22 protein-coding genes are annotated in these 24,080 nt (G+C 36.6%); 3 read left to right on the forward strand and 19 right to left on the reverse strand.

Annotated features, from left to right (window positions below; all coding sequences use genetic code 11):
• Positions 1-96: 96 nt before the first annotated feature.
• The 12 genes from spoVE to MKX29_RS23135 all read right to left on the reverse strand — a co-directional run bounded on the left by spoVE (position 97) and on the right by MKX29_RS23135 (position 15,112).
• On the reverse strand, positions 97-1,197 hold the full coding sequence (gene spoVE, locus MKX29_RS23080) for a stage V sporulation protein E (RefSeq protein WP_224938535.1): 1,101 nt from the start codon (positions 1,195-1,197) through the stop codon (positions 97-99).
• 110 nt (positions 1,198-1,307) lie between these two features.
• Positions 1,308-2,660, reverse strand: a complete 1,353-nt coding sequence (gene murD / locus MKX29_RS23085) for a UDP-N-acetylmuramoyl-L-alanine--D-glutamate ligase (protein ID WP_341107999.1) — start codon at positions 2,658-2,660, stop codon at positions 1,308-1,310.
• Positions 2,660-3,634 (reverse strand): phospho-N-acetylmuramoyl-pentapeptide-transferase, encoded by a 975-nt coding sequence (gene mraY, locus MKX29_RS23090; protein ID WP_095369616.1) that lies wholly within the window; start codon positions 3,632-3,634, stop codon positions 2,660-2,662. The genes murD and mraY overlap by 1 nt, the downstream gene beginning before the upstream one ends.
• 124 nt (positions 3,635-3,758) lie before the next feature.
• Positions 3,759-5,231: a UDP-N-acetylmuramoyl-L-alanyl-D-glutamate--2,6-diaminopimelate ligase gene (locus MKX29_RS23095; protein WP_341108001.1), complete on the reverse strand. Its 1,473-nt coding sequence runs from the start codon at positions 5,229-5,231 to the stop codon at positions 3,759-3,761.
• 304 nt (positions 5,232-5,535) lie between these two features.
• Complete coding sequence (locus tag MKX29_RS23100; RefSeq protein WP_251161445.1) at positions 5,536-7,482, reverse strand: stage V sporulation protein D; 1,947 nt, start codon at positions 7,480-7,482, stop codon at positions 5,536-5,538.
• Between the two features lie 85 nt (positions 7,483-7,567).
• On the reverse strand, positions 7,568-9,805 hold the full coding sequence (locus MKX29_RS23105) for a penicillin-binding protein (RefSeq protein WP_289433475.1): 2,238 nt from the start codon (positions 9,803-9,805) through the stop codon (positions 7,568-7,570).
• A complete protein-coding gene (gene ftsL / locus MKX29_RS23110) occupies positions 9,805-10,167 on the reverse strand; it encodes a cell division protein FtsL (protein WP_095369620.1) in 363 nt (120 codons plus the stop codon). The genes MKX29_RS23105 and ftsL overlap by 1 nt, the downstream gene beginning before the upstream one ends.
• A 30-nt stretch (positions 10,168-10,197) precedes the next feature.
• Complete coding sequence (gene rsmH / locus MKX29_RS23115; protein ID WP_289433473.1) at positions 10,198-11,130, reverse strand: 16S rRNA (cytosine(1402)-N(4))-methyltransferase RsmH; 933 nt, start codon at positions 11,128-11,130, stop codon at positions 10,198-10,200.
• Positions 11,131-11,202: 72 nt separating this feature from the next.
• Complete coding sequence (gene mraZ / locus MKX29_RS23120) at positions 11,203-11,634, reverse strand: division/cell wall cluster transcriptional repressor MraZ (RefSeq protein ID WP_095373480.1); 432 nt, start codon at positions 11,632-11,634, stop codon at positions 11,203-11,205.
• 395 nt (positions 11,635-12,029) lie between these two features.
• Positions 12,030-13,664: a bacillithiol biosynthesis cysteine-adding enzyme BshC gene (bshC, locus tag MKX29_RS23125; protein ID WP_341108007.1), complete on the reverse strand. Its 1,635-nt coding sequence runs from the start codon at positions 13,662-13,664 to the stop codon at positions 12,030-12,032.
• A gap of 165 nt (positions 13,665-13,829) precedes the next feature.
• A complete protein-coding gene (locus MKX29_RS23130; RefSeq protein WP_251161441.1) occupies positions 13,830-14,219 on the reverse strand; it encodes a DUF3397 domain-containing protein in 390 nt (129 codons plus the stop codon).
• Entirely contained in the window at positions 14,216-15,112 is an 897-nt protein-coding gene (locus tag MKX29_RS23135; RefSeq protein WP_341108010.1) for a 2-dehydropantoate 2-reductase, read from the reverse strand. Before MKX29_RS23135 ends, MKX29_RS23130 begins: the two co-directional genes overlap by 4 nt.
• 289 nt (positions 15,113-15,401) lie before the next feature.
• Here MKX29_RS23135 and MKX29_RS23140 point away from each other — a divergent pair, with 289 nt between their 5' ends.
• Entirely contained in the window at positions 15,402-15,848 is a 447-nt protein-coding gene (locus MKX29_RS23140; RefSeq protein WP_341108011.1) for a PH domain-containing protein, read from the forward strand.
• 88 nt (positions 15,849-15,936) lie between these two features.
• On the opposite strand, the gene MKX29_RS23145 is transcribed toward MKX29_RS23140, so the two are convergent.
• Genes MKX29_RS23145 through MKX29_RS23155 form a run of 3 tightly spaced genes read right to left on the reverse strand, consistent with a single transcriptional unit; the run spans position 15,937 to position 19,074 of the window.
• Positions 15,937-17,478: an acyl-CoA carboxylase subunit beta gene (locus MKX29_RS23145; RefSeq protein ID WP_224938526.1), complete on the reverse strand. Its 1,542-nt coding sequence runs from the start codon at positions 17,476-17,478 to the stop codon at positions 15,937-15,939.
• 13 nt (positions 17,479-17,491) lie between these two features.
• Entirely contained in the window at positions 17,492-17,704 is a 213-nt protein-coding gene (locus MKX29_RS23150) for a biotin/lipoyl-binding carrier protein (protein WP_095369626.1), read from the reverse strand.
• 23 nt (positions 17,705-17,727) lie between these two features.
• Entirely contained in the window at positions 17,728-19,074 is a 1,347-nt protein-coding gene (locus MKX29_RS23155; RefSeq protein WP_251161438.1) for an acetyl-CoA carboxylase biotin carboxylase subunit, read from the reverse strand.
• Between the two features lie 264 nt (positions 19,075-19,338).
• Between MKX29_RS23155 and MKX29_RS23160 the strand changes: the two genes are divergently transcribed.
• Complete coding sequence (locus MKX29_RS23160; protein WP_095369628.1) at positions 19,339-19,824, forward strand: N-acetyltransferase; 486 nt, start codon at positions 19,339-19,341, stop codon at positions 19,822-19,824.
• A 113-nt stretch (positions 19,825-19,937) separates the two neighbouring features.
• Here MKX29_RS23160 and MKX29_RS23165 read toward each other — a convergent pair whose 3' ends face one another.
• The 4 genes from MKX29_RS23165 to MKX29_RS23180 form a co-directional block, all read right to left on the reverse strand.
• Positions 19,938-20,519, reverse strand: a complete 582-nt coding sequence (locus MKX29_RS23165; protein WP_224938524.1) for an RsfA family transcriptional regulator — start codon at positions 20,517-20,519, stop codon at positions 19,938-19,940.
• A 92-nt stretch (positions 20,520-20,611) separates the two neighbouring features.
• Positions 20,612-21,373, reverse strand: a complete 762-nt coding sequence (locus MKX29_RS23170) for an enoyl-CoA hydratase/isomerase family protein (RefSeq protein ID WP_224938523.1) — start codon at positions 21,371-21,373, stop codon at positions 20,612-20,614.
• A gap of 224 nt (positions 21,374-21,597) precedes the next feature.
• Positions 21,598-21,771, reverse strand: coding sequence for a 50S ribosomal protein L32 (rpmF, locus tag MKX29_RS23175; RefSeq protein WP_095369631.1), 174 nt, complete (start codon positions 21,769-21,771; stop codon positions 21,598-21,600).
• 149 nt (positions 21,772-21,920) lie between these two features.
• Positions 21,921-22,442 carry a YceD family protein gene (locus MKX29_RS23180; RefSeq protein ID WP_095369632.1) on the reverse strand — a complete coding sequence of 174 codons (522 nt, stop codon included), beginning with the start codon at positions 22,440-22,442 and terminating at the stop codon, positions 21,921-21,923.
• Between the two features lie 230 nt (positions 22,443-22,672).
• On the opposite strand from MKX29_RS23180, the gene MKX29_RS23185 reads away from it, so the two are divergent.
• Complete coding sequence (locus MKX29_RS23185; RefSeq protein WP_341108014.1) at positions 22,673-23,887, forward strand: nucleotidyltransferase; 1,215 nt, start codon at positions 22,673-22,675, stop codon at positions 23,885-23,887.
• Positions 23,888-24,080 lie beyond the last annotated feature (193 nt).

The following is a 24,080-nucleotide window of genomic DNA, read 5'->3' on the forward strand; positions in this document are numbered from 1 at the left end:
CCAAGTAATACCACTTAATTGAAGCTTTAACTATATATTCTTTTTTAATTTGCGATTCTCCTATCAGCAAAAAAAGAAACCCTAAAATGGGTTTCATTAATAACGAGAATACCGACTAATATTAAGCAGCACACCAATAGCCATTAACATAAGGGTCAATGAAGATCCTCCATAACTTAAGAATGGTAAAGTGATACCAGTTACTGGCATTAAACCTGTGACTACACCAATATTAATCATTACTTGTATGGCAACCATGGCGATAATCCCTACTGCCAAAAAACTACCATATAAATCTGGTGCACCAAGCGCTACTCTAATTCCTCTCCATAAAAGAAGAGCGAAGAGTAAAATCACGAATGTGCCCCCTATAAAACCTAATTCCTCAGATAATATGGCAAAAATAAAATCTGTTTGTGGTTCTGGTAAATAGAAGAATTTCTGTCTGCTTTCTCCTAAACCTAAACCGAATAACCCACCTGGACCAATTGCATAAAGAGATTGTATAATTTGAAATCCGCTTCCTAAAGGGTCCTCCCAAGGATCTAAGAAGGAAGTAATTCTTTTGATTCGATAAGGTGCAGAGAGTACTAAAGCAACAAAGCCTCCTATACCGATCAAACCTAAAAATGCAAAATGTTTAATTCTTGCACCTGACACGAATATCATTACTATACAAGTCCCTACCATTACAGTTCCCGTGCCTAAATCAGGCTGTAACATGATTAAGCCGAAAGCAAGAAATACTAGGCCTAATGAAGGTACTAAGCCTTTCTTAAATGAGGTAATGAGTTTCTGCTTTTCGGAAAGAAACTTAGCGAGAAAAGCAATCATCGCTAGTTTCATAAACTCGGAAGGTTGAATAGAGAATGCACCAACCCCTATCCAACTTCTTGACCCATTTCTAACATTTCCTATACCAGGTATTAATACTAATAATAGCAACACAAAACAAACAATGATGATGACTTTTGCCCATGTTCTCCATGTCCAATAATCAACATTCATAAGAAAGAACATGGCTACTAAACCCACAACTGCAAATAGTAACTGCCTTTTTGCGAAGAAAAAAGCGTCATCAAACTTGTAATCTGCCCAAATGGCACTGGCACTATAAACCATCGTTAATCCAACAGCTAAGAGCATGAGCGTAACAATAATTAATATCATATCTGGAGTGGCTTTTTTAGTTGGCAAAGTCAACACACCTCTAAATGCAAGTTTTAGGGCTGTTTGCAGTTTCCTCTACCGAACAAAATCAATCTTAGCTCAAGGAATAGGATCATTTGAACCGGCAGACAAGCCCTTTACTTAAGCTTATGCACCGCTTCTATAAAAATGTCTCCTCTTACTTCAAAAGTTTTATATTGATCCCAACTTGCACACGCGGGCGAAAGTAAGATAATATCTCCTTCTTTTGAAAGGTCAAAAGCCAGTGGCACAGCATCTTCCACATTATTGGCATGTACAATGCTTTTTATCCCTGCATGAGCGGCAGCAGCGTCAATTTTTTCAGCCGTCTCACCGAAAGTTACGACGGCTTTCACATTTGTAAGTGCTGGTATAAGCTCATCAAAGGCATTACCACGATCAAGACCGCCAGCTAGAAGAACAATAGGCTGATCAAAGGCAGCTAAAGCTTTCGTTGTCGCTAAAATATTTGTTGCCTTTGAATCATTATAAAAACGTCTTTTATCCTTTTCGCCAACGAACTGTAGACGGTGGGCTACTCCTTGAAAAGTCGTTAAAACTTGATAGATGGCTTCATTATCAATACCGGACAATTTGGCAGCAATGATACTAGATAGAATGTTTTCTAAGTTATGTGCCCCTGGGAGAACAATATCAGCAATAGATATAATTGCTTCCTCATTAAAGTAAATAATACCGTCTTTGACATATCCACCTTTTTCCAATTCAATGGTGGTAGAAAACGGAATAATTGTCGCTTTCGAATGGGCAGCTACTTCCATCACTGCCTCTTGATCAGCATTTACAATGAAGTAATCTTCCTTCGTTTGGTTTTTTGTGATATTCGCTTTTGCACTGATATATTCTTTCATTGTGCCATGATAATCAATATGTGCTTCATAAAGATTGGTTAAAATAGCAATCTTCGGGCGAAATGCTTCAATTCCCATTAATTGAAAAGAAGACAACTCAATAATAATTGTATCCTCCTTCTTCGCGTTTTCCGCAACGATAGAAGATACCTTTCCGATATTACCAGCAATAAGCGAAGACTTATTAGCAGCCTGAAAGATTTCATTAATGAGCGTTGTCGTTGTTGTCTTGCCATTTGTACCAGTAATAGCAACAAATGGAGCTTTGGATATTTGATAAGCAAGTTCTACTTCCGTAATAATCGGCAGCCCTCTATCAATCGCCCCTTGGACAATAGGGTTGCTATATGGAATGCCAGGGTTTTTTACCACATATTCAAACCCTTCATCAAGCAAGTCGACTGGGTGGCTTCCACAAATCACGGTAATACCTTGCTGTAATAAGCTTTGGGCCTCCGGATTTTCATCTAAAGGTTTATAGTCATTTACCGTTACAAAAGCACCTAACTTATGTAGTAGAGATGCCGCACCGACACCACTTTTAGCAAGTCCTAACACGAGTATTTTTTTATGATGATAATGATTCACTGTTTTCATTACATCCACACCTCTACATAGATTCCGAGAATGGCACAAAGAAGTCCTACTGTCCAAAATGTCACAACAACGCGCCACTCTGACCACCCTACAAGCTCGTAGTGATGATGTAATGGGCTCATTTTAAATACACGTTTTCCTGTTGTCTTGAAAGAAGCTACTTGAATAATCACTGATAATGTTTCAATAACAAATACGAAGCCTATGATTAGTAAGATCAGTTCAAACTTTGTCATGATGGCAATCGCCGCAATTGCTCCACCCAAAGCAAGTGATCCTGTATCACCCATAAAAACTTTGGCTGGATGTGCATTGAATACAAGAAATCCAAGAAGTGCACCAACAACTGCTACTGAAAACACGGATACTTCAAATAATGATTGACTCCAAGCAAGGACGGCAAATGCACCAAATGCGATTGCTGCTGTCCCACTTACCAATCCATCTAACCCGTCTGTTAAGTTCACAGCATTTGAAAACCCAACGAGCCAAAAAATAATAAATAAGGCATAGCCCCATCCTAAATCAATGGAAAAATCGGTTAAAGGAATCGCTACTTCTGTACTAAAACCGGTTTGCTTTAATACAAAGAAAAATATTATTGAAATAATAATCTGTCCGATTAGTTTTTGCAATGAAGTTAAACCTAAGTTTCTTTTCATCACTACCTTAATAAAATCATCTAAGAATCCTAATAAACCAAAACCTAAAGTAACGAGAAGCAGCAAATATGTGGTACTTGTCGGTCCTTGGAATTTAGCAGTCATAATGAGCGTACTTAATGTAATTGAAAACAGAATCATTAAGCCACCCATTGTAGGCGTCCCTGTTTTCTTCTGGTGGGATTTTGGTCCTTCTTCTCTTATGCTTTGACCGAATTTAAGTCTCCTTAAAAAAGGTATGAACAAAGGAGAAATGAGTACGGTAATTAAAAAACCTAGAATAATTGTAAATAATATCACTTGCTCCATCATCATTGTTCACAACCTTTAACGGGTATTGAGAATTGTTTTACTTGTTTTTTTCTTAATCGTTTTATCATATATTCTAAACCTTTCAATCAATCATTCATGATCGTGTTATTTTTTTAGTCATTTACTACTTGTTTTCTTTTTTTTCAATGGCTTCCTTCGCTACTAATCGATCATCAAATTCAAAATGCTCATGACCAATTATTTGATATGTTTCATGACCTTTACCTGCTATTAATATACAATCCCCAGGTTCTGCCTGATTCACTGCATATTGTATAGCCTCTTTTCGATCAATAATTGAAACATAAGATTCGTTTTTCACACCAGCTTCCATGTCTTTTAAAATACTTTCAGGGTCCTCGGTACGGGGATTATCAGATGTAAATATAGCATCAGTACTATGTTTACAAGTAATTTGAGCCATTAAAGGCCTTTTCGTACGATCTCTATCTCCTCCACAACCGACAACTGTAAAGATTCGTTTCTTTGCTAATTGTTGCACTGTCTTTAATGCATTCTCTAAACTATCTGGCGTATGAGAGTAATCTACAATAACGGTGAAATCTTGATGAGCATCTACCGTTTCGAATCTCCCTGCAACGCCAGCTACACTTTCAACAGACTGGATAATTTGCTCCATAGAAATATTAGAAGCAAAAGCTGCAGCAATACTTGCCAATACATTATATACACTAAATTTTCCTATTAACTGAATATGAAGAGAATAGTTTCCGATTGGACTGTCTAATTCAAATGTGGTCCCAGAAGCATTCATTTCTATATTTCTTGCCCGAAAGTCCGCATCTCGATCAATTCCATACGTTAGTATATATGCGGAAGTTGATTTTTCATAATCATATGACGCTGGATCATCTACATTCAAAACAGCATATTTCGGTCGATCATAATGATAGGCATTCCCCAGTTGTGCGAACAGAAGACCTTTAGCACGACGATATTCATCCATTGTATGGTGGTAATCTAGGTGGTCTTGCGTTAAATTTGTAAATACAGCTACATCAAAATCACAACCATGTACTCTACCTTCATCTAATGAATGAGATGACACTTCCATCACTGCTGATGTGACGCCAGTATCTTTCATTTGTTTAAATGTTCTCTGTAAAGTAAGACTCTCAGGCGTTGTGTTTTTAATTTCATATTTTTGCTGACCAATTTTAGTATACATTGTGCCCATCAGACCCGTTTTTTGACCAGCATCTGATAAAATTTTATCAATGATATGTGTTGTCGTTGTTTTCCCATTTGTACCTGTCACACCTATTAAGTGTAACTGTTGACTTGGCTGCCCGTAAAAGGCATCTGAAAGTAAAGATAGTGCTCTTCTTGTACTCTTCACAACAATCACGGGTATCTTTAAGGAGAGCTCCTTCTCAGAAATAACGGCTACTGCTCCTTTTTCGACAGCTGAAGCAGCAAAGTCATGACCATCAACTGTGTAGCCTTTTATACAAACAAATAAGCTACCTTCTTCTACTTTACGGTTATCATTTTCAATTGATTGAATTTCAATATTGTCTACATCATTATATTGAAGATAAGGTTGCAACTTTTGTAGCAACGTATGTAATTTCATAAAATTCCATTCCTCTCATACAAACTTCTCATAAAACATTTTTACGATCATTTTGTCTAACCTATGCGTTAAAGGTGATAGGCGTATAATATTTTACATGATTCAGCGATAATTTTCTATGAGTTTCTTATAAATGCCTCGTTTAAACGGTTTTTTCTATAAAAATAATAGCACTTGATCCACCAAAAGCCTTCTTTTCATCCATTATACGCCATTTAACCTTACTAATAATTGGACTCAATCTCTAGCTCCTTTGTTACATATGATGATTGATTATAATCATAAACTTAGAAAAAGGCGGCTTTTAATCGCCGCCTTCCTCAGTGTCATCATGCTGTTCATCGTTGAAATAGAGGCGTATGGTGGAACCTTCTTTGATTTTTGTACCAGGAAGAGGCGATTGTTTTACAACTGTATCTCCTTGTCCACTAGCTTCAATTTGAAGGTTAATCATCATCTCACCTAACTCCAATTTTGTTATACCTACTAAATCAGGTACTTCTAAAAGCGGTGTATCTGGCCAAGCATACTCTTTTTCTACTTGATCTTTCCTAGGTTCAACTCCCATAGCTCGTAAACTATCACCAATAATGTTACCAACAATCGGAGCCGCTACAACACCACCAAATTGGACCGTCCCTTTCGGATTATCAACAGCTGTATAAACGACAATCTCAGGGTCGTCAGCTGGTGCAAAGCCAATAAAGGAAACAATATGGTTGTTTTCCAGATATTTACCACCTTGAGCTTTCTGGGCTGTTCCTGTCTTACCACCTACTCTATACCCTTCAACAAATGCATTCTTACCTGACCCTTGAGCAACTACGGTTTCTAATGCTCTGCGAATCTCGGTTGATGTCTCTTTTGATATTACCTTTCGTTTCGCTTCAGGTGTGACTTGTTTTATGACATCGCCTGTTTTAGAATCAACGATTTCTTTAGCAATATATGGTGTATACAATGTTCCCCCGTTTATGGCGGCAGAAATGGCGGCAACTTGCTGAATGGGTGTGACTGATACCCCTTGACCAAATGCCGTTGTCGCTTGCTCTACTGGCCCTACTTTATCTAAGTTAAATAGTATTCCTGTAGATTCTCCTTGCAAGTCAATCCCCGTTTTTTCTCCAAAACCAAAATCATGAATATATTTAAATAAGGTTTCTTTTCCTAACCGTTCACCAAGATTAACGAAACCTGGGTTACAAGAATTTTGTACCACTTCTAAATAGGTTTGTGAACCATGTCCACCTTTTTTCCAACAGCGAAGCTTAGCTCCGCCTACTTCTACATAACCTGGATCGTGAAAATGGTCATGATCTAGATCAACTTTCCCCTCTTCTAATGCGGCTGCCAATGTAATAATTTTAAAAGTTGATCCTGGTTCGTAGGAGCTCCAAATAGGTAAATTACGATTATACACATCTGCAGATACATTACGAAAATTTGCAGGGTCAAATGTCGGTCTACTAGACATTCCAAGAATTTCTCCTGTATTTGGATCCATCGCAATTGCTATTAACCCATCTGGATTATACTTAGCCTCGGCATTGTCAAGTTCTCTCTCAATAATTGTTTGTACTTTTGTATCAACAGTTAACTTTAATGTATTACCGTCAACAGGTGCTTGATAATCGTCAGCCATATCATTCATTCTTTGTCCTTTGGCATTAGCATAAAACTTGACCGATCCTTTTTCTCCACTTAGTTCTTTATCGTAGTATAATTCGAGACCCATCAGCCCTTGATTATCAACGCCAGCAAAACCGAGCACATGGGATAGATAATCGCCAAACGGATAATGCCTTTTAGAATCCTCACCGATATATACACCATCTATATTTAATGATCTTACTTCTTTTGCTTTTTCATGGGTGATTTTTCTGCCACCAGTAATTCTTACACTCGACTTTTTCTCTGTAATTTCTTCAAATACTTTCTCTTTAGATAAATGAAGTGTAGCGGCTAACTTTTCAGCAGCATCGTCAGGCTCGGTAATTTGTCGCGGGACGACGTAAACCGTTGGTGCACTTACATTGGTTGCTAAAGCGACTCCGTTCCGATCAACAATTTCTCCTCTTTCAGGCTCAAAAGGGATATTTCTACTCCATAATTCTTTGGCCCCATCTGTGAGAACATTTCCTATAAAAAATTGGACATAGCCCAAGCGAACATCAATAATTAAAAACACAAATAACCCAATAAATAATGCAGCAATTAATCTTTTTCGAACGGTTACATTAGATACACGCATAAATGGAAGAACCCTCCTTTTTTATCTGGCTCGTTCCATTTTATGCTTGTACATTATTTTTAGAACAGAAGCTCGTCTTTAACTTCTACTGTTCGCTCGCACTTTTATCATCTTTCAGTTCTTCTCCCTCATTAGAAGAGGATTTTTTTCCACTTTGTTGAAAATCAACGATTAAATATTCATCTTCTTTTATAGCGCTTCCTGGAGCTAGATTTTGCTTGACAGCAAAACCGTTGCCCACACTGTTAAGCTTAAGATTAGATAGCTTAACAAACTTCATCACATCTCTCATCGACCAACCAGTTAAGTCTGGGACAGTAAGCTTCCCATCCGTTTTAAGAATAACCTTTTCACCTTCTAACACACTTTCTGTAGCACCTGGTGATTGTTCTACAACCTTTTTACCATCACCGATAATAATTGGCTGCATTCCATTTTTCTCTAATGACTTTTTCGCTTGTTCAACAGATTTTCCTTCAAAATTCAATCCTTTACTCACTTGAAGTTTATCGTAGTCAGTAGGTTCAATACTTAAATAACTTAAGCTATTCTTCATAACCGGTTTAAAAATTTCTGAAACAGGATCGCTGCCTGTTTCTGTATTTTCAAGCTCTGGTTGCTGAACAGCCACATATACTAGTAATTCAGGGTCTTCAGCAGGTGCCATTCCTAAAAAGGAGAACACATAATTTTCTCGCCCTGTAATATAGCCACCACCCTCTTTAGGTATTTGTGCTGTTCCTGTTTTACCAGCTACTTTGTAGCCATCAATTTGATAATGGTTATGGCCTGTCCCATTCTCAGAAGAGACAACCGTTTCTAATACCTTTCTCACTTCCTTAGCTGTATTCTCAGAAATCGGTTGACCCTTAATCTCTTCTTTTGCTTCTTTTACCACTTTATCATTGTTTGGGTTAATTATTTCACTTATTACATGAGGCTGCTTCATAGACCCATCACTAGCAATAGCAGTCGCCGCTTGTATTTGTTGAATGGGTGTAATAGCGGTTCCTTGACCATAAGCCGTTGTTACTTTTTCAAATGGCCATTCGTAAACAATTTTCCCTCCAGCTTCATTAGGTAAATCAATACCGGTTGGTTCTTCAAAACCAAATTTCGTCAAGTATTCTCGATATGTTTCATAGCCTAGTTGATCTTTTACCATTTTCGCTATTGCTACATTAGAGGAACGTTGAATGCCTTCTAAATACGTAATTGAACCCCATCCTTGTCCATTATTATGGTCTCTTACTGGTGGAGATTTTTCCGTAACTTTATACGTACCAGATTCGAAGGTTGCATTAGGTGTAAACACCCCTTCCTCAATTGCCGCTGCTAACGTAAAAGCTTTCATTGTTGAACCTGGTTCAAACGAATCCTCAATAGCGAGATTACGCCATGTTTGATCAATGCCTTCCCGTGTTTCTGGATTAAATGTAGGTCGTTGGCTCATCGCAAGAATTTCGCCCGTTTTCGGGTCAGCGACAACGGCGACCATCTTTTCTGGGTCATACTTTTCACTTACTTTGCTCATTGCTTCTTCTAAAAATATTTGAATTTTATTATCGATTGTTAAATATACATCATTTCCGTCTTCTGCTTTTTCTACAACTTCTTCACCATTTGGTAATAAGTATCCCCAAATATCTTTTTCATAAGAAAACTTGCCATCTTCCCCTAACATTAAATCATTCAAGCTCTTCTCTAAGCCCATAATTCCTTTGTCTTCGAGTTTTCCATCTTCACCTTCTACGGAATCAACATACCCAATAAGGTGCGAAGCAAAAGTTCCATTAGGGTAAAAACGAATGGTCTGCGGTTGAAAAACAATACCTGGCAACTCTAACTCTTCTATTTTCTTCTTTTGACTAACTGTTAATTTTTGACCAGCACGACCAAATTCAACCTGGAACAACTGTTCATCCTTGCCTCGCCTCTCATTGATCGTTAATCTTTCGTAGATTTCGGACTCTTCCATATCAATGACTTCAGCTAATTGCTTTGCCGTCTCATCTGGTTCAACCACATGTTTGGGATTATCTTTATTCTTGGTCATTTTTTCGGATAAGACGGCAACTAAAGTGTAAGCTGTACTATCTTCAGCAATGACATTGCCATTACGATCGTAAATTGTCCCACGTTTAGATTCAATAGTTGTTGAACCTTGGTACAACTGTTCAGCTTGTGCAGCAATGACTTTACCACCCGCTTCACCAGACACTTGAATAGAGATAAACCGGAAAAGCAAGACAAAAAAGAGCAGACTGAATATCATAAACAATATCGCTGCTCCAACATTCATATTTCTTTGCTTCTTATACATTACTCACCACCAACAACCTTAGGAGATTCATTCATTTCAAAGCCAGATTTTTCAGCTGCTTGTTTTACACGATCTGGACGACTTAATTCCTCGATTTGCATTTTTAAATCACTATTCACACTCTGTTGTTCAGTGATTGCTTTTTGCGTGTCTTGAATTTCCGCATTTACTTCATATAAACCTGCTTGATTTGAAATAATTGTTGTGGCGCCAAAGAAAACTGCACCCGCAAATACGATACCCATTATTTTTTCTCCAGGCGAGAGCAATGATTTACGATCTTTGATTTTCTTTTTTGGCGCTTGAGCCGGCTGGTTAGATACATGTTGTTCTTGCTGTAGTTTACGAGCTACATTCTCCATATTTCCCCTCCTGAGTGTGTATCTTTTATTTTATATTTTTTCTATAATCCTGAGTTTAGCTGAACGAGATCGATTATTATGGGATAACTCCTCTTCCGATGGAATAATAGGTTTTCTGTTCACTAATTTCATCTTAGGTTGATATTCATCAGGAATAACTGGCAGTCCCGGTGGTAGATCTGGTGTTGAACTGGCCTCTTTAAAAGCCGCTTTACAAATACGATCCTCTAACGAGTGGAACGTAATAACGCTCACTCTCCCACCACTTTTTAGCAAGCCCATCGCTTGCTCTAATGACTGCTCGAACACCCCTAATTCATCATTAACAGCAATGCGTATCGCTTGGAAAATTCGCTTAGCTGGATGACCCCCTTTTCTTCTAGCTGGGGCAGGTATGCCTTCCTTGATCAAATCTACTAATTCACCCGTTGTTTTTATCGGCGCTTTTTCTCTTGCTAACTCAATTTTTCTTGCAATTTGTTTAGAAAATTTTTCTTCACCATATTTAAAAAAGATTTTCACAAGTTCGTTATATGACCAATGGTTGACAACATCATAGGCTGAAACCTCCGCTTGCTTATCCATTCTCATATCGAGCGGAGCGTCATGATGATAACTAAAACCTCTTTCCGGTGTATCTAATTGAGGGGATGAAACACCTAGGTCATACAAAATACCATCCACTTCAGAAATCCCTCTTGCATTCAATTCTTCCTTTAAATGACTAAAATTACTTTTTACCAGTGTCACTTGCCCACTGTACTTAGCAAGTTTCTCCTTCGCATTGTCAATTGCCGTTTCATCTTGGTCAAAAGAGAATAGCCTTCCTTCACTTGAGAGCTGTGATAATAAATATTCACTATGCCCAGCTCCACCTAAAGTACAATCCACGTATATCCCATTTTCTTTCACATTTAGTCCATCTACTGTCTCTTTTAAAAGTACTGTTGTATGATTAAACATTGTTGCTCATCCTTCCCAACCTGTAATTGTGTGTAAAAGTCCCCTTATGTATTCATTCGGGTTAGGCCTTGTTTAAATATCAAAGCCAATCATATTTTCTGCAATTTCAGCAAAAGATTCTTCTGACTCTGCAAAATATTCTTCCCAAAGGCTTCTACTCCAAATCTCAATTCGGTTGGAAACACCTAATACGACACATTCTTTATCTAATTTTGCATATTGCATTAGTGGGGAAGCGATATTTACTCGTCCTTGTTTGTCAATTTCACATTCTGTTGCACCCGAGAAGAAAAATCGGGTAAAAGCGCGGGCGTCCTTTTTTGTCATGGGTAAAGCTTTAAGTTTCTCTTCAAGCTCTTTCCATTCTGTTAAGGGATATCCAAATAAACATTGATCCAAACCTCGTGTTAATACAAATGTCTCTCCTAAGTTCTCACGAAATTTAGCGGGTACGATTAAGCGGCCCTTCGTATCAACATTATGATGGTATTCTCCCATAAACATACCCGCTTCACCCACTTTCTAACACAAATGTACCACATTCCCCCACTTTCCTCCACTATTTTAAATGATTCGCTTACGTCCAATAAATTCCTGCTGTTTTTTTATTTTTCAAACATTTTTCTTTCGCTATCTTTTTACAAAAATATTTGCTTTTTTTACCTTATCTATTTCATTTTGAATAAAGCTGAAAGAGAATTGTCAAAAGAAGAAGATTCGTTAGTCACACTTTTTAAAAATCGACAAAGCCTATCCATTACGGATAACTTTAAAATCATTTTCTTGTCGTTCGGCTAGCCTAAACCTCTTCCAGCTTTTATGTGCCTATTATTTTTCTTTTTGCACAAAAAAAGACTTAAATTCTCCTCTAATATTGAGAAGGATTTAAGTCTTTTTCTTTATACCTTAATCACTTTATGCGTACCATCAAAAGGTAGTTCATGATCGAGAATCCGGGAGAAGAATGATAAACCGTACTTATTGATAAAATAAAGTCCATTCCAAACCCTTTCTTGTGGGATACCGTCTGGTTTTACTGAAGATTGAATACGATCAAATTTCGTGAGTATATTTATATATTTTTGCTCAGTCGATTGTTTAAATTTTGTTTGTATAAATGCAATTTGCTTTTGCACAAGTGCTTGATTTTTTTCTACGAGTGGGTACATACCCTTTTCTTTCTCTGAAGTATAAGCTAACAACTGTTTGTAAGATTCTTCAAATTTCGCTTGTAATTCGCTTAAGATTTCATCTCGTTCTTTACTTTGGACTGATTGAAGAAATTGATTCTTTCGTTCTTCAGTGCCATTCTTTAATACGTCTTCTAATTGTAATTCAAGCTCTTTCATTTCCGATTCAATTGCTCTCTCTAAAATCGTGAAATTCAAGCGCGGAACAAGTGGCGGCATTTTTAAAGAGAACTGCTCAAACACTTTTTGCAGTTCAGCCCAGTACGCGATTTCCCCTGGTCCAGCAATAAACGCTAATGTGGGGAAAAGTAATTCTTGTGTTAAAGGTCTTGTAACAACATTATTACTCAGTTTCTCGGGTGTTGTTTCTGCCATCGTTAACATTTCTTCTAATGTGAAGCTTATTTTAGCATCTGTATTCACAAAACATTGGGTTTGATGATTGTAATCAAGTAGAATTCTCTCTTTAAAAACTTCATCATAATAGAAGAGATTAGCAGCATTTTCACTGATTTCTAGCATATTTGCATAACCATCAGCTTGTAATCTCTGTTGATTTTCAAGCACAGCTGTTGTCATTTTTGTCGCAGCTTTGATTTGCTCAGCTAATATGCCTTTTTCCAATTGTCTTAATTGCGCATTACCTGAATCAACCAATAAAAGACCATGTTCTTTAAACATCCCCATAATTAAATGAGCAAATACGTCTACATATGTTTTTGATTGTTCTATAGCCTTATGAATGAATGTCATAATATCTTTTGTAAATGTGGTTTCACCAAATGACTCAATGATGTCGTCAACCCACTTGATACAAACATCTGAATCAATAGCGATATTTGATACCATCTTTTTATCATTCGGTGATTCTGGATAAACCTGCTTTTTCATTTGGTTGTTTTCGCTACAATAAATATGGTTTACCTCTTGATAATCATGATCCTCACCAGCAATCCAAAAAACAGGTACAACAGGAGTATTTAATTCCCGCTCTTTTTCCTTAGCAAAGGCAATGATAGAAATGACTTTATGTATGGAATAAAGAGGTCCAGTCATTATACCTGCCTGCTGCCCTCCAATAACAACTACACTTTTATCATCATTTAGCTTTTTAAGAGATTCTTGTACTTTCTCAGATGTTGGAAAGCCCTTCATGAAATCACTTATATGACTTACTAGCTTATCTCGTGAAAAATTTCTCTGACCAAGTTCTTCTATACGTCTCTTTAAATCACTAATATGATTATAACGGTAGTGGAAGTATGGCTGAATTTTCTCATCTTGAGCAGTATACTCTGTTGCAAACCGATTAGTGGCCGGTATTGTGAGATGCAAAATCTCCATCTATGAACTTCCTTTCTAAACACATTTTCCAAGTATCTTTATGAGTATAGCATTGTCAGAAAAGAAAAGAAAAAAACTTTGCTTATGATGGGCTAGATTTTAAATTCTTTTGATTTCATCATTCATAATGATAATATATTTCCTTAGCCAACTAAAGAGTCTTTTTTAAAACATCAAATAACTAATTTTGTTAAAAATACCAATTGCTATCAAAACACAGTAAGCAGTAAGAAAAAACAAAAAATTAATGCGCCAATATCCTTTGAACAATTTACCGTAATCTATTTCTTGCTTAACCCGCCAATAATACAAAAGATAAAGTATAGCAGTACTAATAAGGAAAAGAAAAATTAACCAAATGTATGAACGATTCCAAATTGAAGCAATCATAAAATGGACAGAGAGAATGAGCAGCAATGTGCTAATATCAAGAGCTAGATGTACAGATTTCTTATGCTTTTTCGTCACTTGTTTACAAATGATAAAAACGAGTAAATACCCTAGAAATGGTATAGTAATAAATGTCGCAATCATCGAGGATAAAAATACACTCAATCTTTCTCCCCCTTTTTCTCCATCCCCTTGATCATAAAATAACAAGATGTTAATAATGGTACACTCTCTTGATTTTTCTTTGCTTGAGTAAGACAGTAACCAACAATTGCATCAACTTCTGTTTTCCTGCCTTCAACAATATCTTTGAACATTGATGATTGATTATGAGCAGTCTTCCTACAAATTGATACAACATATGCTTCGATCTCTTGACTCTCTTTAATTGAAAGCGCAGCTGTTACTTCTGTAAATAAGATTTTAAATACTTTAAAATAAGATGGATCTTCAATTAGTAAACCATTTCTTATCTTTAAAATGGCTGTTAAAGGGTTAATCACAGCATTTGCAACTAATTTTTTCAGCATGATTTCCTCATAGTTCTGATAAAGCATGAATGGAAAATCTTCGCTATTAGCCATTACATTTGAAAGTTGGATGGGTTCAGCATTTTCAGTTAAAGGAGCAAGCTTTGTTACTCCTAACCCCGTATGGTTCACTTCATTTTTATTTACCTTTAGTGCACCATGTTCAACTGTACCAATATAGACTTGTTGATTTTTTAACCGTTCGAGCTTTTCTAAATGACCCATACCATTTTGCAGAAAGATAAATAACGTTTTTGTATGTATGCTAAGAGTGGCAAGGAGTGAGTCAAGGTGATATTCTTTTACAGCAACAAAGGTAATCTCGTCTTGCCCTTTCCAATTATGTATATATTCAACATGAATACGTTCATTCCTCCGATTTTCTTTCGTATTTAAAAAGATACCTTCTAAGGAGATAATGTCCTTTTGCTCATCTGAACGCACATAAAGAGTAACCTCATGTTGTTTATTTAAATAGAAAGCATATAATAGTCCGATAGAACCCCCGCCAATAATCCCGATTTTCATCATTATCACTTCACTTACAATGTATTTAGTCTCATTTTAGCAAATTTAGCTATTGAAAGGGGAGACGATTCTTTTTTTCTTGAAGTTTCATCTATTTTTCTTTTTTGTTTGACTAGCTATAACATAATTATTACTAAGAAATTCTACACCCAAATAAACCATATAGATCTAAAAAGAGTACATTCGTTTCACTTTTAAAAATAAATAATGATAGGAGCTAATAAGTACATACTTGTGAATTTTTTAACATTTACGAAACCGATTAAACATAACGAAAGGAAATGATGATATGTATTTTCCATCAAAGAAAGATTTATGGTTGTCAATAACCTATTGGTTATTTGCATTGTTTTTTATTATTCCACCCATCTTCTTTCCAAACTTCGGTGTTTGGATAAGCCCATCGTTTCTAGATAAACCATGGATAAAAATCTTTACTTTATCGCTCATTGGATTATGTCTGCTGTGGATTTGGCTTAAGACAGGGTATACAATTAAAAGCGATGTTCTTACTATTCAATATGGCCCTTTTAAGTGGACAATCAAGATAGCTGAAATACACAGCGTTACGGAAACGAAAAACCCGTTTACAGCTCCCGCTTTGTCTATTGATAAACTTGAAATTAATTATGGGAAGTTCAAAACAATTGCCATTTCACCTAAAAACAAAACTGAGTTTATCGATCAACTGAGAAAGCAAAACTTAAATATTAGCACCGATAAGATCAATGGGTAGGTTGTACATTTTCCAGATATTCAATCAATCAATATCTATAAAAGAAAAAACCCTGATTACTCTCCTAAGAAAGGTCAGGGTAGGGTCTTTAAACTGGATTTACTGGGTGTTTTCTCGAAACGATTGGTATATCTTTTGTTGCGTATAACTCAAAGCGGTTAATAAGGGCACTTCTAAGCTCGTCAGGAGCGATAATATCATCTATAATGAGTTCCGATGCCAATTTATAAATATCAATTGTTTCCTTATATTCTTTTTGTTTTTCTTGTACATACGCAATGCGCTCTTTCATATCTTCAATTTCATTAATCTTATTAGAATAAACAGCATTAACTGCAGCCTCAGGTCCCATAACGGCTATTTGAGCAGTTGGTAAGGCAATACAGCAATCCGGTTCAAAAGCAGGTCCCGCCATCGCATACAATCCCGCACCGTAAGCTTTCCTGACAATAACTGAAATCTTCGGTACTGTCGCGGAACTCATTGCAGCAATTAACTTCGCACCATGTCTAATAATACCTGCTCTTTCTACTTTTGTGCCAATCATAAACCCTGGAACATCCGCTAGAAATAACAATGGAATATGATAAGCATCGCATAGTGAGATAAACTTTGCTGCTTTATCAGCCGAGTCAACGAAAAGAACGCCACCCTTAACCTTTGGCTGATTCGCTATAATTCCGACTGGCTTTCCATCTATTCTCGCTATTCCAGTAATAAGTTCAGCTGCGAATAATTTCTTCATTTCAAAAAAACTATTCTCATCAACGAGTTGTTCAATACATTCATACATATCAAATGGGGCATTTTGATTCACAGGAATGATCTCTTCTAAAGACTTACCAGCTTTAGGCGCCACAGATTCTTTAGTTGGAGGTAACTCTTGAAAATTCCCCGGAAAATAAGATAAATAGTTTTGTGCAACTGTAATCGCTTCTTCTTCACTGTATGCTAAGTAATCACCACAACCACTAACAGAACAATGCATTCTTGCTCCGCCCATTTCTTCTAGGGAAACCTTTTCCCCAATCACTTTTTCTGCCATTCTTGGTGATCCTAAATACATAGAAGCATTCCCGTCTACCATAATGACAATATCACAAAAAGCGGGAATATACGCGCCGCCTGCTGCCGATGGTCCAAATAGTAAACAAACTTGTGGTACAACACCTGAAAGTTTTACTTGATTATGAAAAATTCTCCCAGCACCTCTACGGTTTGGAAACATATCTAATTGATCAGTTATTCTTGCACCGGCTGAATCTACTAAATAAAGCAAAGGAGCTTTAAGTTTTTCAGCTGTTTCTTGAATTCGAATAATCTTTTCAACTGTTCTAGCTCCCCATGATCCTGCTTTAATAGTAGAATCATTCGCCATCACACAAACTGTGCGCCCATTAATCTTTCCTACTGCCGTGATGACTCCATCAGCTGGCAATCCTTCCTCACTACAGTTAGCAAACTTACCATCTTCTTCGTAAAAACCATCATCCAATAATAGTTCCAAACGCTTTCGTGCAAATAATTTATTTTGGCCTTCCAGCTTTTCGTGGTATTTAGGTGCACCACCCGCTTCAATTTTCTTTCGTCTCTCTTTTAAATCGTCTGTTAATGTTTGTATCGTTGTCATGATTTATCTCTCCTTATTCTAAAACTAATAAAGAATCGCCTTCATTTACAAAATCACCGATATTAACTTTTAATTCAGCTACCTTACCGCCTTCATTGCTCTCAACAGGAATTTCCATTTTCATACTTTCTAAGACAAGCACTTCTTGCCCTGCAGTAATTTCATCACCATTTGCAACTAACACATTAAGAACTGTACCTGCCATATTTGCTACGATTTCTTTCATTTTCTTTTCCTCCTTGGGTTGTATTACTGTTTTTTTATTAAAGATTTATTTTTCAAAAAATCAGTTGTATATTTACCTTTACTAAAATCTTGATCATCTAAAATTTCTACAAACAACGGAGCATTCGTTTTAATACCGGAAATTTCTAGATCATTAAAAAATTGTGCTGCCTTTTGTAATGTTTCCTCTCGGTTCTCCCCGTTTATAATACATTTTGCTATCATTGGATCGTAAAATGGAGTTACTTTAGAACCTTCAACATAGCCATAATCAATACGGACACTATCAAGGTTTCCCCATTTTAGTTCACTAATCGTACCAGGTGAAGGCATAAATGTAACGGGATCTTCCGCATACAGGCGGAACTCCATCGCATGTCCAACTGATTTAATTTCACTTTGCTTAAGGGGAAGTTCATTCCCTTTAGCAATCTCAATTTGCCATTCCACGAGGTCTATCCCGGTGATTTGTTCTGTGACAGGATGCTCGACTTGGAGACGAGTATTCATTTCAAGAAAGTAGAAATTCTCATCCGCATCGACGATAAATTCAACGGTACCAGCATTTTTATAACCTACTGCCTCGCCTGCTTTAATAGCAGTCTCAAGCATCTTATCTCTCGTTTCCGTTGAAAGAGAAGGGCTAGGCGATTCCTCAATGACTTTCTGATGCCTTCTTTGAATAGAACAATCTCTTTCAAATAAGCTAACAATTTGTCCCTTATCATCACCAAATATTTGTACCTCAATATGACGACTACCCTCTATACACTTTTCTACGAATACTTCATCACTGCCAAAGTATGCTTTCGCTCTTGTTTTTGTCGAGGAGAAGGCATTTTTGAGCGCTTGCTCAGTTTCACAGCGCACCATACCGATTCCACCACCGCCCCCACTTGCCTTAAGCATAATAGGGTAACCATATGTTTCAGCTAAAGCAAGAGCAGCTTCGACTGTTACAACACCACTATTGCTACCGGGCACAATAGGTACACCCGCTTTTTCCATCGTTTGCCTGGAAATAATCTTATCTCCCATTTTTTCAATTGTGTCAGGGTTTGGACCGATAAAGATAATACCCGCTGCATGAATTCTCCTAGCAAATTCTGCATTCTCAGATAAGAAACCATAGCCTGGATGAATGGCATCAACTTTCTCTGCTAAAGCTATTTGAATGATTTTCTCAACATTTAAATAAGATTGATTGACCGGTGGTGGTCCAATGAGAAATGCTTGATCTGCCTCGATAACAAAAGGCAACCCTTCATCTGCCTCTGAGTATATTGCTATCGTTTCGATTCCCAGTGCTTTACAAGTTTTAATAATTCTTAAGGCAATTTCTCCTCTATTGGCAATTAAAATTTTCTGCAATCATTTATTCTCCCTTCGTTCGTTGTTACAATAACCAAATGCAAATAAATATAATTTATCGCAATATTCCCTATTTCTACAAGGTTCGCTCTTTTTCCTTCTTTTTTATTGAAAACGCTTACGTTTATTTTTGAACAATACATTTTTATGTCTTGAATGATAAAAGAATGACAGTTTACTAAAGAAATTTTCTTAATATTGTTATATAATGATATAGAGTAAGCGCATTCAATAAATTACATAGGTGTTTTAGGGGGATGAATCATGAGCTATAAAGTTGAAAGACTAAAAGTAAATTACAGAACCTTAGAAGATTTTAAAAAGTTTAAAGAATATGGTCTTCAAGAATTATCAATGCTCGAGGATCTAGAAGGCAATATAATAGAAAACGGAAGCCAATCGCCTTTTTATGGCATTTACTTTGGGGACCTACTCGTTGCCCGCATGAGCCTTTATAAAGTAGAAGCTAAATTCGACCGTTACTTCCAACCTTCTCATGATTATTTAGAACTTTGGAAGCTTGAAGTATTGAAGGATTATCAATCAAAAGGTTATGGAACAGCACTTGTTAACTTCGCCAAGAGCTTTAACCTACCTATTAAGACAAACACGAGAATTAAGTCAAAGGAATTCTGGGAAAAGATGGGCTTCACTTCAGCCCAATATGATATGGATAGGGATTTAGGGGAAAATCCTGTTCTTTGGTTTCCCGAAGGTATGGTAAAGGAATCTTTAAAAGAAGACGAATAAACATAAATAGGCACTCCATTAGGATGGAGTGCTCTTTTATGTTTATAATTTGAAATAAACTGTATAAGGAAATTTAAGTATAAATAGTATCATTAGTAATTGTTAGATAGAAACTAAACACGAACATTTTTTTCGCGATCGTCCGTTTTTAGTACAACCATTTTTCTTGCCTTCTCCATTATTTCTACAAGCGCCTTATAATCCTGCTCCAATGTTTGTATTTCTTTTAATAACCTTTCATTTTCAGCAGCTAAATAATAAGTTTGTTTTTCTAAAGAAATAATTTTGCCCTCATACTGAGATAATGAATTTTTTTCAGCAGAATTGGCGTTTTCCGCTTGTTCATATACAGATTTAAGGCTCTCTACAATTTCATTAAAGCTTAATTGCTGGTGGCTTGAAACCTGTTTATCTTTTGCCGCCTCTTCAACAACCAATGATGTTAGTTCTGGGTCCTTTTTACGGTTCTTTAATTCTTTCCGTTGTTTCTTTGCTACATCTATCGCTTTCTTATATTGCTTTCTTACATAAGAGTTCCAACGAAACCCACATGCAGCGCCTGTTCTCGATAGCTTTTTACCCACTTCTTCAAATGCTTGAAGTTGTGTTCCTCCCCCTCTTATCTGGCGAAGAACGACTTCCGCTAGCAAAATATCTTCATCTTGTGACCACGCATCTTGACGAGTAGAAGACATCCCTAACCCCTCCTAGTAGTGTTTTTATTTCATCTTATGCTTATACTAGAAAAGATAGACTTAAACATGGGATATTCACTCGTTTTCTTTATTTACTTATTTTTTGTTAAAAATTTATTGACCGCTTGATGATGACTTTCCATACTCCAAAGGGTCGAGCAAGTGCGAACTTCTTCTTCCATTCTTTTTTCTAATTGTGTGACCTTCCACTTACGAACAAGGATCTCTTTATAGGCAGATAAAACATCTGTATGAATTCTATTAATGTTGGCAAAGAATTGTTGCACTACTTCCATACTCACTTGATCATAAATAGCATGAATAAAACCTTTTTTATACAAGTCTTCTGCCGGCAGTGGCCTAGCTTCCATCAGTAACTTTAAAGCGACTTCGTTCTCCAACTTCTCTAACAATAGGCTACCTCCGCCCCAACCTGTAGTAATGGCTAAAGTACCTTGAATAAAGCCCATTTTCGTTCCTTTTTTAGCGATGCGGAAATCACATGCTGTAGCTAGTTCACATCCACCACCTACTGCCGTTCCATTAATAAGGGCAATTGTCGGCTTGTTGAGTGTAGTGAGCTTATATAAAATCTTTGACATTTTAGATAGCATGTTATAGGCATCTTCTGCAGTGATCAAATTTTGAAAAGCAGATAAGTCACCACCAGAGCAAAAAGCACTCTCTCCTTCTCCAGTGATGACCAAGCCTTTTATGTTTGCTTCTTGTTTAGTCATTTCAATTACTTTAAGTAGGCCATCCATTACCTCATAATTAATGGCATTTCTCTTATGTTCTCTAGTAATCGTGAATACAAGCAAATTTTCTTCTTTATGTATTAGATAACTGCTCATTATCATCAAATCTCCTTTAAAAAAGTATAATATAACTAAGATAATTAGGAATCCGTTTTGCAAAGCATTTAGGTCCATTGTGCTTATACCTTGGATGATGCGTAATAGGTGATTACAAGTGCTCAAGAATACTTCACTACATATCTTATTTACTATGCCAGCTAAATTGACAATAGAAAAAACGCTGAAGCTTTTATTGCTCCAGCGTTTTGTCATATGAAAAATTAGTTGTTTACAACTTCTTTTCCTTTGTAAGTTCCACAAGCTTTACAAACGCGGTGTGAAAGTTTCATTTCACCACAATTTGGGCATTCTACCATACCAGGAACCTGTAATTTAAAATGGGTACGACGTTGTCTTTTTGCAGTTTTAGATGTTCTTCTAAAAGGTACAGCCATTATTCCCACCTCCTTATAGAGATTTAGAGTCGTTCAAACTTGAGGATTAACTTCTATTAATAAAATAGAGTAGAAAAGACCTCTCTATATTTTGAACATACACTATGAAGAAAAAATTATTAAGACCAGCTTTCACTGTTTTCTTCCAGTTATGAATCAGAAGAATCCTTTTGATTAAGTAGCTGAGCAAGTCCAGCAAGACGTGGATCAATCTTTTCCGTTTTCTCTTGCTCGGAAATGACCTCCCAATCTTTTCCTGATTGAGGAGCGCCCTCTTCACCGCTATCATCGCAGAATACTTGCATAGGGACCTCAAGCACAAGCAGTTCATGTATAATAGGCATCATGTCTATTACATCACCTTGCACTTGATGAACTTCCTCTTCAGTTTCATAATCACTAGCTTTCAAGAGGAATGTTTCAATTGTTTCCACACTAATTGGATATTTAACGTCAACTAATGTGCGAGAACAAGGGAGAATCAAATGACCTTCCATTTTAAAATGGACAATCACTTTCTCAGAATCAATATCTGCTCGACCAGTAATTCTCATTGGCGATGCATCTCTGATTTCAGCATCCATTTTGATTACTTCATCAACATTGACGATTTCATCAAAAGAGAAGTCCTTGCTTCGATATTTCTGTAACTGACTTAAAGTCCATTTCATATAAATCACCCCAAGGCAACAAAGGTAATTATAGCTTTCATATAATTATTTGTCAATATTTTTTCTTTACAGTCAGAAGGTTATTGAAAAGAGATTCATTTATCTCATTTTCTCTTAGTATTGTAACCAATTTTGTTCAATTTGCAAACCTTTATCGTCGATTTATGTAAGCATTAGTGAAATTTTATTTCTTCATTTATAATTAAGATTTAAGAAGGAGTGGTTAACAGATGAAAGCTGTTGGTATTGTCGTTGAATATAATCCTTTTCATAATGGGCATGCCTATCAAGTAGAGCAAGCAAAAAAAGAAACAGGTGCAGACGTGGTGATTTGTGTGATGAGTGGTAATTTCCTGCAAAGAGGAGAGCCGGCAATCGTATCAAAATGGGCACGGGCTGAAATGGCATTGGCTGGTGGTTGTGACCTTGTTTTTGAACTTCCTTTTTCATTTGCGACATCTCAAGCAGATATATTTGCAAATGGAGCCATTTCAATACTCGATGCCACTCTGTGTCAATATTTATCATTTGGTAGTGAGCAAGGTAGTATACAGCCCTTTTTATCAACTTATCGTCAGTTACATCAACATGAAAAGGAGTATAACCAACTGATTAGAAATTATAGTAAAGAAGGCTATAGTTATCCTAAATCTGCATCTCTTGCTTTCCAACAATTGACCATCGATGAAGAAATAGTGGACCTAACTAAACCAAATAATATTCTTGGCTTCCAATACATAAAAGCTATAAAGCAACAAAATGCGAAAATGGAGCCAACAACCATCGCAAGAAAGAATGCCGAGTACCATGATGAAGACTTTAACTCATCAACCATAGCAAGTGCAACTAGCATAAGAAAAAAGATATTTTCTCAAGAAGCAAATATAGAAGAAACTTTTAAATATATGCCGAGAACCTCATATGAAGCCTTGCATTCGTATTATAAAAAGTTTGGAGTTCTGCATCATTGGGAACTGTATTGGACTATGCTACAATACCGCTTGCTCAGTTCGTCACCTGCTCAACTTAGAGAAATTTATGAGGTTGAAGAAGGAATCGAATTCCGTTTAATCGAAGCGAGCAAGACTTCAACTTCTTTTCAAACATTTATGGAAGCAGTGAAAACAAAACGATATACTTGGACACGCATCCAGAGAATTTGTTTATATATACTTATCAATGCAGGTAAACAATCTATGTCACATTTAAAACAAGCACCATACCTTCGCCTCCTTGGTATGTCCAAAAAAGGAAGGGTTTACTTAAATAAATATAAAGGCGAGTTTAAGCTTCCTCTCATTTCTAAGGTCTCAGACAAAAATCGAGAGTCATTAGCACTAGATCTTAAAGCAACTAGAATATATGCGCTTGCAGCTAATTCTCCACAACAGCAGGAGCTTTTAAAACTTGACTTTAGCCAACCACCAATCATTTATGACAAATGATATAGATACGTGCCGAATGTTTACTGCGAAAAACAATGTTTGAGAGATGGTCGAATAAAACTGCTTTTGCTCGTCTATCTCTCATTTTTTTAATCTGGATGGACGCGCAAGACCGTTTTGCTTATCTATCTTGAAGTTTTCCACTCCAGATGTACATATAATCCTTTGATTGGCTATTTCTAGTTGACCGAGC

The sequence above is a fragment of the Cytobacillus sp. FSL R7-0696 genome (assembly GCF_038006865.1).
In the GTDB taxonomy this organism is placed as follows: domain Bacteria; phylum Bacillota; class Bacilli; order Bacillales; family Cytobacillaceae; genus Cytobacillus; species Cytobacillus kochii.

What these genes read in the sequence shown, in the direction of transcription:
- MKX29_RS23180 (WP_095369632.1), bottom strand. Translation starts at nt 22,442, where the DNA reads ATGAAATGGACTTTAAGTCAGTTACAGAAATATCGAAGCAAGGACTTC.
- bshC (WP_341108007.1), bottom strand. Translation starts at nt 13,664, where the DNA reads ATGGAGATTTTGCATCTCACAATACCGGCCACTAATCGGTTTGCAACA.
- MKX29_RS23160 (WP_095369628.1), top strand. Translation starts at nt 19,339, where the DNA reads ATGAGCTATAAAGTTGAAAGACTAAAAGTAAATTACAGAACCTTAGAA.
- MKX29_RS23170 (WP_224938523.1), bottom strand. Translation starts at nt 21,373, where the DNA reads ATGAGCAGTTATCTAATACATAAAGAAGAAAATTTGCTTGTATTCACG.
- MKX29_RS23145 (WP_224938526.1), bottom strand. Translation starts at nt 17,478, where the DNA reads ATGACAACGATACAAACATTAACAGACGATTTAAAAGAGAGACGAAAG.
- MKX29_RS23150 (WP_095369626.1), bottom strand. Translation starts at nt 17,704, where the DNA reads ATGAAAGAAATCGTAGCAAATATGGCAGGTACAGTTCTTAATGTGTTA.
- murD (WP_341107999.1), bottom strand. Translation starts at nt 2,660, where the DNA reads ATGAAAACAGTGAATCATTATCATCATAAAAAAATACTCGTGTTAGGA.
- MKX29_RS23105 (WP_289433475.1), bottom strand. Translation starts at nt 9,805, where the DNA reads ATGTATAAGAAGCAAAGAAATATGAATGTTGGAGCAGCGATATTGTTT.
- ftsL (WP_095369620.1), bottom strand. Translation starts at nt 10,167, where the DNA reads ATGGAGAATGTAGCTCGTAAACTACAGCAAGAACAACATGTATCTAAC.
- mraY (WP_095369616.1), bottom strand. Translation starts at nt 3,634, where the DNA reads ATGATGGAGCAAGTGATATTATTTACAATTATTCTAGGTTTTTTAATT.
- MKX29_RS23095 (WP_341108001.1), bottom strand. Translation starts at nt 5,231, where the DNA reads ATGAAATTACATACGTTGCTACAAAAGTTGCAACCTTATCTTCAATAT.
- MKX29_RS23185 (WP_341108014.1), top strand. Translation starts at nt 22,673, where the DNA reads ATGAAAGCTGTTGGTATTGTCGTTGAATATAATCCTTTTCATAATGGG.
- mraZ (WP_095373480.1), bottom strand. Translation starts at nt 11,634, where the DNA reads ATGTTTATGGGAGAATACCATCATAATGTTGATACGAAGGGCCGCTTA.
- rpmF (WP_095369631.1), bottom strand. Translation starts at nt 21,771, where the DNA reads ATGGCTGTACCTTTTAGAAGAACATCTAAAACTGCAAAAAGACAACGT.
- MKX29_RS23135 (WP_341108010.1), bottom strand. Translation starts at nt 15,112, where the DNA reads ATGAAAATCGGGATTATTGGCGGGGGTTCTATCGGACTATTATATGCT.
- MKX29_RS23165 (WP_224938524.1), bottom strand. Translation starts at nt 20,519, where the DNA reads ATGTCTTCTACTCGTCAAGATGCGTGGTCACAAGATGAAGATATTTTG.
- MKX29_RS23140 (WP_341108011.1), top strand. Translation starts at nt 15,402, where the DNA reads ATGTATTTTCCATCAAAGAAAGATTTATGGTTGTCAATAACCTATTGG.
- rsmH (WP_289433473.1), bottom strand. Translation starts at nt 11,130, where the DNA reads ATGTTTAATCATACAACAGTACTTTTAAAAGAGACAGTAGATGGACTA.
- MKX29_RS23100 (WP_251161445.1), bottom strand. Translation starts at nt 7,482, where the DNA reads ATGCGTGTATCTAATGTAACCGTTCGAAAAAGATTAATTGCTGCATTA.